The 11,805-nt window shown below is 67.6% G+C and carries 14 protein-coding genes and 1 tRNA gene; 9 read left to right on the plus strand and 6 right to left on the minus strand.

What is annotated here, in order from left to right; all coding sequences use genetic code 11:
• Positions 1 to 40 precede the first annotated feature (40 nt).
• Positions 41 to 958, plus strand: coding sequence for a branched-chain amino acid transaminase (locus tag ACYVGY_RS06855; protein WP_460456723.1), 918 nt, complete (start codon positions 41 to 43; stop codon positions 956 to 958).
• Here ACYVGY_RS06855 and ACYVGY_RS06860 read toward each other — a convergent pair.
• From ACYVGY_RS06860 to ACYVGY_RS06880, 5 genes are all read right to left on the minus strand, one after another.
• Positions 955 to 2,229, minus strand: coding sequence for a sensor histidine kinase (locus tag ACYVGY_RS06860; protein WP_460456724.1), 1,275 nt, complete (start codon positions 2,227 to 2,229; stop codon positions 955 to 957). The two genes, ACYVGY_RS06855 and ACYVGY_RS06860, sit on opposite strands and share 4 nt — an antisense overlap.
• Positions 2,230 to 2,233: 4 nt before the next feature.
• On the minus strand, positions 2,234 to 2,914 hold the full coding sequence (locus ACYVGY_RS06865) for a response regulator transcription factor (protein WP_460456725.1): 681 nt from the start codon (positions 2,912 to 2,914) through the stop codon (positions 2,234 to 2,236).
• Positions 2,915 to 3,190: 276 nt separating this feature from the next.
• The gene (gene rimK / locus ACYVGY_RS06870) at positions 3,191 to 4,123 is read right to left on the minus strand and encodes a 30S ribosomal protein S6--L-glutamate ligase (RefSeq protein WP_460456726.1); all 933 of its coding nucleotides are present in this window, start codon (positions 4,121 to 4,123) and stop codon (positions 3,191 to 3,193) included.
• On the minus strand, positions 4,120 to 4,569 hold the full coding sequence (locus ACYVGY_RS06875) for an ATP-dependent zinc protease family protein (RefSeq protein WP_460456727.1): 450 nt from the start codon (positions 4,567 to 4,569) through the stop codon (positions 4,120 to 4,122). Before ACYVGY_RS06875 ends, rimK begins: the two co-directional genes overlap by 4 nt.
• Positions 4,570 to 4,599: 30 nt before the next feature.
• Positions 4,600 to 4,673, minus strand: a tRNA-Gly gene (locus tag ACYVGY_RS06880).
• A 58-nt stretch (positions 4,674 to 4,731) separates the two neighbouring features.
• Between ACYVGY_RS06880 and thiS the strand changes: the two genes are divergently transcribed.
• The 4 genes from thiS to ACYVGY_RS06900 all read left to right on the plus strand — a co-directional run bounded on the left by thiS (position 4,732) and on the right by ACYVGY_RS06900 (position 8,453).
• A complete protein-coding gene (gene thiS, locus ACYVGY_RS06885) occupies positions 4,732 to 4,932 on the plus strand; it encodes a sulfur carrier protein ThiS (RefSeq protein WP_460456956.1) in 201 nt (66 codons plus the stop codon).
• Between the two features lie 141 nt (positions 4,933 to 5,073).
• On the plus strand, positions 5,074 to 5,877 hold the full coding sequence (locus tag ACYVGY_RS06890; protein ID WP_460456728.1) for a thiazole synthase: 804 nt from the start codon (positions 5,074 to 5,076) through the stop codon (positions 5,875 to 5,877).
• Positions 5,878 to 5,890: 13 nt separating this feature from the next.
• Positions 5,891 to 6,598 carry a tRNA (guanosine(46)-N7)-methyltransferase TrmB gene (gene trmB / locus ACYVGY_RS06895; protein WP_460456729.1) on the plus strand — a complete coding sequence of 236 codons (708 nt, stop codon included), beginning with the start codon at positions 5,891 to 5,893 and terminating at the stop codon, positions 6,596 to 6,598.
• A 16-nt stretch (positions 6,599 to 6,614) separates the two neighbouring features.
• Entirely contained in the window at positions 6,615 to 8,453 is a 1,839-nt protein-coding gene (locus tag ACYVGY_RS06900; RefSeq protein ID WP_460456730.1) for an SLC13 family permease, read from the plus strand.
• Here ACYVGY_RS06900 and ACYVGY_RS06905 read toward each other — a convergent pair.
• Positions 8,450 to 8,785 (minus strand): Rieske (2Fe-2S) protein, encoded by a 336-nt coding sequence (locus ACYVGY_RS06905; protein ID WP_460456731.1) that lies wholly within the window; start codon positions 8,783 to 8,785, stop codon positions 8,450 to 8,452. The two genes, ACYVGY_RS06900 and ACYVGY_RS06905, sit on opposite strands and share 4 nt — an antisense overlap.
• 32 nt (positions 8,786 to 8,817) lie before the next feature.
• On the opposite strand from ACYVGY_RS06905, the gene ACYVGY_RS06910 reads away from it, so the two are divergent.
• The 4 genes from ACYVGY_RS06910 to ACYVGY_RS06925 all read left to right on the plus strand — a co-directional run bounded on the left by ACYVGY_RS06910 (position 8,818) and on the right by ACYVGY_RS06925 (position 11,794).
• The gene (locus tag ACYVGY_RS06910; RefSeq protein ID WP_460456732.1) at positions 8,818 to 9,087 is read left to right on the plus strand and encodes a hypothetical protein; all 270 of its coding nucleotides are present in this window, start codon (positions 8,818 to 8,820) and stop codon (positions 9,085 to 9,087) included.
• 66 nt (positions 9,088 to 9,153) lie between these two features.
• Positions 9,154 to 9,864, plus strand: coding sequence for a fumarylacetoacetate hydrolase family protein (locus ACYVGY_RS06915; protein WP_460456733.1), 711 nt, complete (start codon positions 9,154 to 9,156; stop codon positions 9,862 to 9,864).
• A 47-nt stretch (positions 9,865 to 9,911) separates the two neighbouring features.
• The gene (mscL, locus tag ACYVGY_RS06920; RefSeq protein ID WP_460456734.1) at positions 9,912 to 10,325 is read left to right on the plus strand and encodes a large-conductance mechanosensitive channel protein MscL; all 414 of its coding nucleotides are present in this window, start codon (positions 9,912 to 9,914) and stop codon (positions 10,323 to 10,325) included.
• A 59-nt stretch (positions 10,326 to 10,384) separates the two neighbouring features.
• Positions 10,385 to 11,794 (plus strand): M28 family peptidase, encoded by a 1,410-nt coding sequence (locus tag ACYVGY_RS06925; protein WP_460456735.1) that lies wholly within the window; start codon positions 10,385 to 10,387, stop codon positions 11,792 to 11,794.
• The last annotated feature ends 11 nt before the right edge of the window (positions 11,795 to 11,805 follow it).

Raw genomic sequence — 11,805 nt, forward strand, 5'->3', positions numbered from 1 at the left:
CTGACCGGCTAAACTGCGCGCCTTCCCGCAGGAGAACGCCATGGCCATGCAGTACCCCGAATACATTTGGCAGAACGGCCAGATCAAGCCCTGGGCCGAGGCCACCGTGCACGTGATGGCGCATGGCCTGCACTACGGCTCGTCGGTGTTCGAAGGCATCCGCAGCTATGCCACCCCGAACGGCCAGGCCATCTTCCGGCTCACCGACCACCTCAAGCGTCTCTACGCCTCGGCCAAGATCTACGACATGGCCATGCCCTACGACGTACCGACCCTGGCCCAGGCCTGCCGGGAAGTGATCGGCGCGAACAAGCTCGAAAAGGCCTATCTGCGCCCGATCGCCTACCGCGGTCTCGGCGGCTTCGGCCTTTCGGCCGACACGCCCACCGACCTGGCCATCGCCGCCTGGCACATGGGTCCTTATCTGGGACCGGACGTGCTCGAAGCCGGCATTGATGCCTGCGTATCTAGCTGGCAGCGGTTCGCGCCCAACACCATTCCGGCGGGCGCCAAGGCCGGCGGCAACTATCTGTCCGGACAGTTGGTTGCGCGTGAAGCGCGCCGCCTGGGCTTCGGCGAAGGCATCGCGCTGGCGTCCACCGGCCTGCTCAGCGAAGGCGCGGGTGAAAACCTGTTCCTGGTGATTGACGGTGCGCTGCACACCACGCCGATCAGTGCCGCCCTGCTCAACGGCATCACCCGCAATTCGATCATCACCCTGGCCAAGGCCAACGGCATCGAGTGCGTGGAGCGCGATATCCCGCGCGAATACCTTTACCTGTGCGATGAGCTCTTCATGTGCGGCACCGCCGCCGAGATCACGCCGATTCGCTCGGTGGACGGCCGCCAGGTGGGCGCCGGTAAGCCGGGGCCGGTGACGCGCCGGGTGCAGGATTTGTTCTTTGGGCTGTTTGACGGGCGTACGCCGGATACCCACGGCTGGTTGGAGCGGGTCTAGGGTTGGAAGCGGAGGGTGGCGACGGCGCCGCGCTCGGGGCGCGGGGCGATGCTTACCTGCCAGCCGTAGAGTTCGCAAAGGCGCCGGACAATGGATAGCCCGATGCCGCCGCCCACGGTGCCGCCGGCGCCCGAGCCGCGGTAGCCGCGTTCGAACAGGCGCGCGGCGTCTTCCTCGCTCAGGCCGGGACCGGTGTCCTCGATACGAACCTGTTCGGCCTCGACGATGATCCGCACTTCGCCTTCGTTGGTGTACTTGCAGGCGTTGCCGATCAGGTTGCCCAAGGCGACCGCCAGCACCGCTTCCGGCGCCTCGGCCACCGCCGCGTCATCGCCTTCGACCACGACCTCGACCGGCTTGCCGCCCAGCTGGGTGCGGCTGGCGTCGGCCAACTGCTCGCACAGCTTCAGCAGCGGGGTGTGGCCGATGCCGCGTTCGTTGCGCGACAGCAGCAGCAGGGCGGTGGTCAGGTCGGTGCTCTGCACTGACGCGCGCTCGATGCGCAGCAGGCGCTGACGGGTTTTGTCGGGCAGGTCGGGGTTGGCCAGCAGCAGTTCGGTGGCGCCGCGGATCACGGCCAGCGGCGTGCGCAGCTCGTGGCTGACGTCGGAGTTGAACTCGCGGTCGCGCCGCACCAGCGAGGTCATCTGCTCGGCGTAGTCGTCCAGCGCCGCCGCCAGCTGGCCCACCTCGTCATCGGCGAAGTGCGCGGCCAGCTTCTCCGGCTTCTCGCTGCCAGACAGCGCGCGCATGCGCCGAGCCAGCTCGGTCAGCGGGCTGATCACGCGTTTGGACGACCAGAAACCGATCACCAGCGACAGCAGCGAGAACAGGAACACCACGCCGATCAGCGCGTAGGAAAGCTGCTGTTGGCTGGCGCGTTCCTGGGCAATGTCGTAGCGCAGGAAGAACCAATAATCCGGCGTCTTCCACACCGCCAGCTTGTAGACGCTGCTGCGGCCATTGGCGTCGGGTTCGCTGATCTCGTGCACGCCGTTGGGCTTGTCGGCCCAATTGAACGGGACGTTGCCGAACCGGCGCTCGCTGAAGACGATGCCGCGGATCTTCTCGAACGGGATGCCGCCCAGACCTTCGGGGTCGTACTGCTCGGCGTAGTCCTGCACGTTCTGGAACAGCGCCTCGCCGATCAGCTGGTCCTCCAGCCGCTCCCGCAGCAGCACGGTGGCCGCCGCGAACAGCCCCGTCAGGCCGACGCCAAACAGGAAGAAGGACAGAATGATCCGGCTGCGAAGCCGACGCCGGTAGCGCATGCGGTCAGCTCGCCTCGGGGTCCGCTATCCGGTAGCCGATACCGTGGCGGGTTTGCACCAGCGCCTTGTCGAAGGGTTTGTCCACCGCGGCGCGCAGGCCGTGGATATGGACGCGCAGGGAATCGCTGTCGGGAAGCTCTTCGCCCCAGACGCGGGTCTCGAGTTCCTGGCGCGTCACCACCGAGGGCGAGGCCTCCATCAGCGACTGCAGGATCTTGAGTGCGGTGGGGTTGAGCTGCAGCAGCTTGCCGCCGCGGCGCACTTCCAGCGTGTCGAGGTTGTATTCCAGGTCGGCCACCAGCAGCACGCGCGGCTGCGCGGCCTTGCCGCGGCGGGCCAGCACGGCCAGGCGCGCCTCGACTTCCTGCAGGGCGAAGGGCTTGATCAGGTAGTCGTCGGCGCCGGAGTCGAAGCCTTCCAGCTTGTTGTCTAGCGAGTCGCGGGCGGTAAGCATCAGCACGGGCGTCTGCTTGCGGCCTTCCTGGCGCAGCTTGCGGCAGACCTCCAGGCCGTCCATGCCGGGCAGGTTGAGATCCAGCACGATCGCATCGAAATCGTTCACCACCGCCAGGTGCAGGCCAGTGACGCCGTCCGCGGCGTAGTCCACGGTGTGGCCGCGGTCCTCGAGGTAATCCCCGAGGTTGGCGGCGATGTCACGGTTGTCCTCGACCACCAGGATTCGCATTCGTCTACTTCTTCAAGGGCAGGCGGCCCTTTTGCGCTCAGCGGGATGGCGCCGGTCTCGATTCTGCCAGACGTGAGGAGCTTTCCAAATCCGGGCTGAAAAAACGCGGCTAAGAAAAAGGCCCGGGGACGCGTTTGACGGCGTCGGCCCGGGCCGAAGGTTGCTATTGCCCCGATTGCCGTAATCCAGTTGAGAGGCTCTGACGAGGAGTTCCAAGCGGGCTTACCGGCCGACCAAGGCTAGGCTGGAAGGCATTAAATAGTCGTTAAATCTGGCTCAGGCTTTGGTTAATTTTTGCTGCCGGGCGGACGGCTTCCTGGGGGCCTTGGGACGGGGCTGGACGCCGGAGGCCACGAAATCGATCACCGCCCCCGCCACATCCACCCCAGAGGCGCCCTCAATGCCCTCCAAACCGGGGCTGGAGTTCACTTCCAGCACCAATGGACCCCTTTTCGAGCGCAGAAGGTCCACGCCTGCAACACCCAGCCCCATGACCCGGGCCGCGCGCAGGGCGGTGGCTGTCTCATCCTCGCTGAGGCTGACCGGGCTGGCCTTGCCGCCCCGGTGCAGGTTGGAACGGAACTCGCCTTCGCCGGCCTGGCGGCGCATCGCCGCCACCACCTGGTCGCCGACCACGAAACAGCGAAGATCCGAGCCCTTGGCCTCGGCAATGAATTCCTGCACCAGGAAGTTGGCGTACAGGCCGCGGAACGCTTCGACCACGCTGCGCGAGGCGGCGGCGTTCTCGGCCAGGATCACGCCGGTGCCCTGGGTGCCTTCGTTGAGCTTGATCACATGCGGTGGCTTGCCAAGCATGCCCAGCAGGTCGGTGGTGTCGTCGGGGTTGTCGCCGAACACGGTCAGCGGCAGGCCCAGGCCTTCGCCGGCCAGCATCTGGTGGCAGCGCAGCTTGTCGCGGGCGCGCAGGATCGCGTCCGAACCGTTCGGGCTGAAGGTACCCATCAGCTCGAACTGGCGCAGCACCGCGCTGCCGTAGCGGGTAACCGACGCACCGATGCGCGGGATCACCGCGTCAATGCCGGTCAGCGGCTTGCCCTTGTAGCGCATCAGGAACTGGCCGGGCGCGATCTGCATATAGCAGCGCAGCGGGTCCAGCACCCGCACCACGTGGCCGCGCTGACGGCCCGCTTCGACCAGACGCTGGGTCGAATAGAGCTTGGCGTTGCGGGAAAGGATGGCGAGTTTCACGTTGAAATAAGGCCTTCGGGCGGATTGCCCAACAAGAACGAGCTGGCCGGATCGACCAGGAAGTGACCCGCCAGGGCGGTGCGGCCGAGCAGCATCGGGAAGAGCATGTTGCGGCGATCGGTCAGGTTGACCTCGGCCTCCCATTCCAGCCCCGCCATGCGCAGCCGGGTGAGGATGAAGGGGCGCTCGCTGACGTGGCCGCCCGAGTCGGTGACGCTGCGGCGATCAATCACCCGCGCCTCGGCCCGCTGCGGCGCCATGCCGTGCACGCCGGTGTCGAGCTGGAAGCGCACGAACTCGACGCCGTCGCGATGGAAGCTTTCCTGATCGTGCACGTGCAGGGCGGAGGAGCGCGCGCCGGTATCGACCTTGGCGCGAACCGCCACGATGCCCAAACCCGGCAACGACAGCCATTCACGCCAGCCCAAGGGGACGGGGTGCGGCATGGATCCTCCAGGGTGGCTCGGGCGCCGGGATGGAGCGGGTGAAGGGAATCGAACCCTCGTCAGTTGCTTGGGAAGCAACAGCTCTACCATTGAGCTACACCCGCGTCTGCCGGGGATTATGGCGACCACCGCGGGCGCCCGCAACGCGATAAAATGCCGGCCATGCAAATCCAGCTCAACGGCCAGGCCCGGGACATCGCCGCCGGCACCACCCTCGCCGCCCTGCTCGACGCCGCCGGCTACGCCGGCCGCAAGGTCGCCGCGGAGGTCAACCTGTCGGTGGTACCGCGCAGCCAGCACGCCAGCCACCTGTTGGCGGAAGGCGATCGCGTCGAGATCATCCACGCGATAGGCGGCGGCTAAACCCAAGCACCACCTCCATTGTAGGAGGGCCTTCAGGCCCGAAGCTCTTGGCCAAGAGCTTCGGGCCTGAAGGCCCTCCTACAGAGATCATGGGCTTGAGAAAGGGTTAACTCAGGCCCGCAATCGGGCCATAATCCGGGCATGAATCACACGCCTTCCTCCGCGCCTTCCGATCCTCTGGTGATCGCCGGCAAGACCTACCGTTCGCGCCTGCTCACCGGCACCGGCAAGTTCACCGACCTCGAGCAGACCCGCCTGGCCACCGAGGCCGCCGGCGCGCAGATCGTCACGGTCGCCATCCGCCGCAGCAACATCGGCCAGAACCCCGGCGAACCCAACCTGCTCGACGTCTTGCCGCCCGACCGCTACACCCTGTTGCCCAACACTGCCGGCTGCTACACCGCCGACGACGCCGTGCGCACCTGCCGGCTGGCGCGCGAGCTGCTGGACGGCCACACGCTGGTGAAGCTCGAGGTGCTGGGCGACCCGCGCACGCTGTATCCGGACGTGGTGCAGACGATCAAGGCCGCCGAGATCCTGGTCGCCGAAGGCTTCCAGGTGATGGTTTACACCTCGGACGACCCGATCATCGCCAAGCGCCTGGAAGAAATCGGCTGCGTGGCGGTAATGCCGCTGGCCGCGCCGATCGGCTCGGGCCTGGGCGTGCAGAATCGCTGGTCCATCCTGGAAATCGTCGAGAACGCCAAAGTGCCGGTGCTGGTGGATGCCGGTGTCGGCACCGCCTCGGACGCGGCGATCGCGATGGAACTGGGCTGCGACGGCGTGCTGATGAACACCGCCATCGCCGGCGCCCGCGATCCGGTGCTGATGGCCAGCGCCATGCGCAAGGCCGTCGAGGCCGGGCGCGAAGCCTTCCTGGCCGGCCGCATCCCGAAAAAACGCAGCGCCAACGCTTCGTCGCCGCTCGACGGCCACTTCCTCTGAGGTCGCGGCGGGCATGAGCGACAGCCCCGACCAAGCCGACAGCACGGCCAGGCATCGCCCCATCCGCAGCTTCGTGCTGCGCCAGGGCCGCCAGACCGAGGCACAGAAGCGGGCTTTCGATCTGCACTGGCCGGCCCTGGGGCTGCACTACCGCGGCGAGCCACGCGACTACGACGCTGTGTTCGGGCGTCACGCGCCGCGCGTGGTCGAGATCGGTTTCGGCAACGGCGAGCAGCTGCTGTTCGCCGCGCCCCGTGAACCCCTGCGCGACTTCATCGGCATCGAAGTGCACGGGCCCGGCGTCGGACGGCTGCTCAACGCCGCCGCGGCCGAAAACCTGAGCAACCTGCGTGTCTATCAGCACGACGCGGTTGAAGTGCTGCGGAACGAGGTCGCGCCGGCCTCACTGGACGAGGTGCGCATCTACTTCCCGGACCCCTGGCACAAGAAGCGGCACCAGAAGCGACGTTTGCTGCAGCCCGCGTTCGTAGCGCTGCTGTGTGAGCGCTTGCGTCCCGGCGGCCTGCTGCATGTGGCCACCGACTGGCACAACTACGCCGAGCATCTGTGGGACGTGCTCGACGCCGAACCCAGGCTTCGCAGCCGGGCCGGTCCGCGCGCCTCGGTGCCGCGGCCGGATTGGCGGCGCCAGACCCATTTCGAGGCTCGCGGCCTGAAGCTCGGACATGGTGTCTGGGACCTGCTGTACGACCGGACCTAGGAGCGAGCGCATCAGCATGGAGACCGGCCTCACCCTCACTCGCGACATGATGCTCGTGCTGGGACTGGTCGGCTTCACGATCACCATGTTCATGTTCGAGCGCATCCGCGCCGATGCCACCGCGCTGGTGGTGCTGGTGATCCTGGGCCTGACCGGCCTGGTGCCGGCCACCCAGCTGTTCGACGGTTTCTCCGGCAACGCCGTCATCAGCGTCATCGCCACCATGATCCTGGGCGCGGGCCTGGACCGCACCGGCGCGCTGAATCGGCTGGCGGTCTGGCTGCTGCGCATTTCCAAGGGCATGGAAGAGCGGCTGATCTTCCTGACCGCGGCAATGGCCGGCCTGATCTCGGGCTTCATGCAAAATCCCTCTGTGATGGCGCTGTTCCTGCCGGTGGCCTCGCGCGTTTCGAGTCGCTCAGGCATCAGCCTTTCACGCCTGCTGATGCCGGTAGCCGCCGCGATCGTGATGGGCGGCGGCCTGACCATGATCGGCAACTCGCCGCTGATGCTGCTCAACGACCTGCTGGTCGCGGCCAACCGCAACCTGCCCTCCGGCGCGGCCACGCTCGAGCCGCTGCCGATGTTCGGACCGCTGCCGATCGGCGTCGCGCTGCTGCTGGTGGGGCTGGCCTACTTCCGCTGGCGCGGCCCGCGCACCCTCAACAAAGGCCAGGACAAGGGCGTGGCGCCCAGCCGCACGCAAACTTATTTCGCCAGCGCCTACGGCATCGAGGGCGATGTCTACGAACTCAGCGTCACCGCCGAAAGCCCGCTGGTGGGCATGTCGGTCGGCGAAGCCGAGGCGCAGCGCGACGCACCGCTGTTGCTGGCCTTGCTCAGCGGCAATGAATCGCGGCTGGCGCCGCCGGCCGACCAGATGATCTGGGTGGGCAGCGTGCTTGGCGTCATGGGCGCACGCGAGGCGATCCAGGACTATTCCCAGAAGAACCTCGTGCGCATGTCCTCGCGCCTGCGCAACTTCTCGGACCTGTTCAACCCCAGCCGCTCCGGAATTTCCGAGGCCGTGATTCCCCCGACCTCGTCCTTCATCGGCAAGACCCAGGCCGAGCTGCAGCTGCGCAAACGCTTCGGCATCAGCCTGCTGGCGATCAACCGCGACAACCAGGTCTGGCGCGAGGACATCCGCCGCATCCCGCTCAAGGCCGGCGACATGCTGGTCTTCCACAGCATCTGGACCGACCTGGCCCAGGCCAGCGGCGGCCGCGACTTCGTGGTGGTCACCGACTACCCCAAGGGCGAGCAGCGGCCGCAGAAGTTCTGGTGGGCGCTGGGCGTGTTCGCCGGCGCGATGGCGCTGGCGCTGAGCACGCTGGTGCCGGTGCCCATCGCGCTGATGACCGGCGCCGCGGCGATGATGCTGGCCGGCGTGCTGAACATGGACGAAGCCTATTCGGCGGTGAGCTGGAAGACCGTGTTCCTGATGGCCTGCCTGATCCCGCTGGGCTGGGCGATGGACTCCACCGGCGCCGCCAACTGGCTGGCCCAGGTCATCCTCGAGCGCATCGGCCCCGACGTGCCCTTGTGGGTACTGGAAGCGGCCATCGGGCTGCTGGCCACGGCCTTCGCGCTGGTGATCGGCAACGTCGGCGCCACCGTGGTGATGGTGCCGATGGCGATCAACGTGGCGCTGGCCGTGGGCGGAAATCCGGTGGCCTTCGCCCTGGTGGTCGCGCTGTCGGCGTCCAACAACTTCCTGAGCGTGTCCAACCCGGTGCTGGCGATGGTGACCGGCCCGGCCGGCTACCGGTCGCGCGACCTGTGGCGCATTGGTGCACCGCTGACCCTGGTCTACCTGGCGGTGGTGCTGCTGGTGATCAACCTGATGTTCTAGCCAGCGTCGACGGTCACGGCGACCGCGACCAGTGATGCGCCGCGGCAGGGTCCGGCCACGCACTCCCCGTGCTCCATTTCGAAGCTGGCGCCGTGCGCGGCGCAGACCAGTCGCCCCTGGTCCACCAGGAAGCGGCCGGGGGCCCAGTCGAGCCGGCGGCCGGCGTGCGGACAGATATTGAGCCAGGCCTGGACCTGGCCGCCGTGGCGGCGAAGGATCAGTGACTGGGCCTCGCCGTCAATCTCTACTTCCGCCTCGGACAGCCCCTCGGGCGGCAGCTCCGACAGCTGGATTAACGATCCGCTTACACTTTTCACAGCCGCCCTCGCCATACTTCGCGTCCAGTCATTCTGACACGCCACTTATGTTCTTCCGCGCCCAACGAATCTTCAGCTACTGCCCCAGCAAGCCCCGGAACCCGCTTCTGCGGCTGCTGGTGGGCGTGCTCGGGCTGGCCCTGCTGCTGGTGCTGGTCGCGGTTGGCCTGGTCGTCGGCCTGGGCATGCTGCTGTTCGCGGCCGTGCGCCGTTTGATGCGCGCCCACGCCGCGGCGCCGTCGCGCGCCCAGTCCGGCGTGATCGAGGGTGAGTTCGTCGAGGTCCGCAAGCCCGGCACGCCGCTCAGCCTTCGCTGACACCCGTTTCCGAGCTCGGATGCACCGGTCGCGGATAGACTTGGCGGGTCCTTTCGGAGCCGTCGCATGACCCACACCGTGATCCCCGTTCCGCCCACGCCCTGCCTGCCCGTTCGCGGCAGCGATGCCCTGTTCCCGGTGCGCCGCATTTACTGCGTCGGCCGCAACTTCGCCGACCACGCCAAGGAAATGGGCGCCACGGTGGACCGCGGCAACCCCGTGTTCTTCATGAAGCCCGGCGACGCCATCGTCCCCGGCGGTGGCCGCGTGCCCTACCCGCCCGGCACCCGCGACCTGCACCACGAAGTGGAGCTGGTGGTGGCCCTGGGCCGCGACGCCGACGGCGAAGTGGCGGTTACGGACGCGCCGGCGCTGGTGTTTGGCTACGGCGTCGGTCTGGACCTCACCCGACGCGACCTGCAGGCGAACGCCAAGGCCAAGGGCCTGCCCTGGGACACGGCCAAGGGCTTCGACCATTCGGCGCCGACCAGCGAACTGATGCCGGTGGCCGCGGCGGGCGACATCTTCTCGCGCACGCTGTCGCTGGAGGTCAACGGCGAACTGCGGCAGCGGGCTCCGCTCGACAGCATGGTTTTCACCGTCGCCGAGGTCCTGCATGAGCTGTCCAAGCTCTATGCCCTCAAAGCCGGCGACCTGGTATTCATGGGCACGCCCGCGGGCGTGGCCGCGTTAGTGCCGGGCGACCGCTTCCGCGCCAGCGTGGACGACCTGCTGGTGCTCGAGGGCGATATCGCAACGGCCGCGCGCCCGGTGTAGATTCAAGGCACAGAAACACAACACCATCCATCCAAGGGGAATAGAAAATGGGCATGGCTTCCGAGTTCAAGGAATTCGCGATGCGCGGCAATGTCGTCGACCTCGCCGTAGGCGTCGTGATCGGCACCGCCTTCGGCAAGATCGTCGCGTCGCTGGTGAACGACATCATCATGCCGGCCGTCGGCTACGCGATCGGCGGCGTCAACTTCAAGGACCTGGCCTACGAACTCACGCCCGCCAGCGTGGACGCCGCCGGCGCCGAGGTGGCCGCGGTGCTGATCAAGTACGGCGCTTTCATCCAGACGGTCGTGGATTTCATGATCATCGCGTTCGCCATCTTCGTGGCGGTGAAGGTGATCAACTCACTCAAGCGAAAGGAAGAAGCCGCGCCTGCCGCCCCGGCGGAGCCGAGCGAAGAGGTCAAGCTGTTGACCGAGATTCGCGACGCGCTCAAGCGCTGATTATTTTTTCCTACCGACGCCGGCCTCCGTGGCCGGCGTCTTGTTTACGGAGTATCGCAATGCACCTTGCCAAGACCTTGATCGCCTGCGCCCTGTTCGCCGGCCCCGTCCTCGCCGCTGACGGCCTGCAGGCCGACGACATCCGCGTGGCCGAGGGCCTGCGCGACCGCGCACTGCAGGGCTCGTCGGCCTGGTCGGTGGTGGAATCGCTGACCACGGAAGTGGGTCCGCGCCTGGCCGGCACCGAAGCCGACGCCCGCGCCGTAAGCTGGGCCGAGGCGAAGTTCCGGGCCATGGGCTTCGACAAGGTCTATCTCGAGCCGGTGACCTTCCCGGTGTGGCTGCGCCATCGCGAGCACGCCGCGGTGCTGGCGCCCTACCCGCAGCCTTTGGTGATCGCCGCACTGGGCGGCAGCGTCGGCACCGGCGATGTGCCGGTCGAAGCCGAGGTGGTGGTCTTCGACACGCTCGACGCGCTCAAGGCCGCGCCGGACGGGAGCCTGGCGGGAAGGATCGCCTTCATCTCCAACCGCATGGTGCGTTTCAAGGACGGTCGCGGCTACGGCCCGGCCGTTGGCGCGCGCAGTAACGGCGCGGTCGAAGCCGCGCGCAAAGGGGCGGTGGCCATCGTGATCCGCTCCATCGGCACCAGCTCGAATCGGTTCGCGCACACCGGCACCATGCGCTACGTCGACGACGTGCCGCGCATTCCCGCCGCCGCGCTGTCGAACCCGGACGCCGACCTGCTGGTGAACATGCTCGCGCGCGGCAAGCCGGTAACGCTGCGCCTGGACATCTCGGCCGAGACCCGCGACGCGTACACCTCGCACAACGTGATCGGTGAGATCACCGGTCGCGACCTGCCGGATGAAGTAGTGACGATCGGCGGCCACCTCGACTCCTGGGACCAGGGCACGGGCGCCATTGACGATGGCGCCGGCGTCGGCATCACGATGGCGGCAGGCGCGATGATCGGCGAGCTGCCGCAGGCCCCGCGGCGCACCGTGCGCGTGATTGCCTACGCCAACGAAGAACAGGGCCTGTACGGCGGCAAGGCGTACGCCGATGCGCGCGAAGCCGCCGGCGAGATCGACGCCCAGCAGCTGGGCGCGGAAAGTGATTTCGGCGCCGGTCGGGTTTATGCCCTGCGCGCCGGCGTGGATGCCGCCGCATGGCCGGTGATCGAGCGCATCGGCCAGGTGCTGGCGCCGCTGGGCGTGGTCACGGAAACCGAAGGCGGCGGCCCGGGTCCGGACGTCGGCCCGATCGTGGCCAAGGGCGCGCCCTGGGCGCAGCTGGCGCAGGACGGCACGGACTATTTCGACTACCACCACACCCCGAACGACACGCTCGACAAGATCGATCGCGAAGCGCTCGACCAGCAGGTCGCGGCCTATGCCGCGCTGGCTTATCTGGCGGCCGAGACCGACGTGGATTTCGGACGGGCGCCGGTAAAGGCCGGCGAGTAAGCGCAGCGAAA

This window comes from Arenimonas alkanexedens, from assembly GCF_054781355.1.

Coding starts and splice junctions, on each gene's coding strand:
- ACYVGY_RS06910 (WP_460456732.1), top strand. CDS start 8,818: ATGTTCTTCCGCGCCCAACGAATCTTCAGCTACTGCCCCAGCAAGCCC.
- ACYVGY_RS06905 (WP_460456731.1), bottom strand. CDS start 8,785: ATGGCGAGGGCGGCTGTGAAAAGTGTAAGCGGATCGTTAATCCAGCTG.
- mscL (WP_460456734.1), top strand. CDS start 9,912: ATGGGCATGGCTTCCGAGTTCAAGGAATTCGCGATGCGCGGCAATGTC.
- ACYVGY_RS06925 (WP_460456735.1), top strand. CDS start 10,385: ATGCACCTTGCCAAGACCTTGATCGCCTGCGCCCTGTTCGCCGGCCCC.
- ACYVGY_RS06915 (WP_460456733.1), top strand. CDS start 9,154: ATGACCCACACCGTGATCCCCGTTCCGCCCACGCCCTGCCTGCCCGTT.
- ACYVGY_RS06890 (WP_460456728.1), top strand. CDS start 5,074: ATGAATCACACGCCTTCCTCCGCGCCTTCCGATCCTCTGGTGATCGCC.
- trmB (WP_460456729.1), top strand. CDS start 5,891: ATGAGCGACAGCCCCGACCAAGCCGACAGCACGGCCAGGCATCGCCCC.
- ACYVGY_RS06875 (WP_460456727.1), bottom strand. CDS start 4,569: ATGCCGCACCCCGTCCCCTTGGGCTGGCGTGAATGGCTGTCGTTGCCG.
- ACYVGY_RS06900 (WP_460456730.1), top strand. CDS start 6,615: ATGGAGACCGGCCTCACCCTCACTCGCGACATGATGCTCGTGCTGGGA.
- ACYVGY_RS06855 (WP_460456723.1), top strand. CDS start 41: ATGGCCATGCAGTACCCCGAATACATTTGGCAGAACGGCCAGATCAAG.
- thiS (WP_460456956.1), top strand. CDS start 4,732: ATGCAAATCCAGCTCAACGGCCAGGCCCGGGACATCGCCGCCGGCACC.
- ACYVGY_RS06860 (WP_460456724.1), bottom strand. CDS start 2,229: ATGCGCTACCGGCGTCGGCTTCGCAGCCGGATCATTCTGTCCTTCTTC.
- ACYVGY_RS06865 (WP_460456725.1), bottom strand. CDS start 2,914: ATGCGAATCCTGGTGGTCGAGGACAACCGTGACATCGCCGCCAACCTC.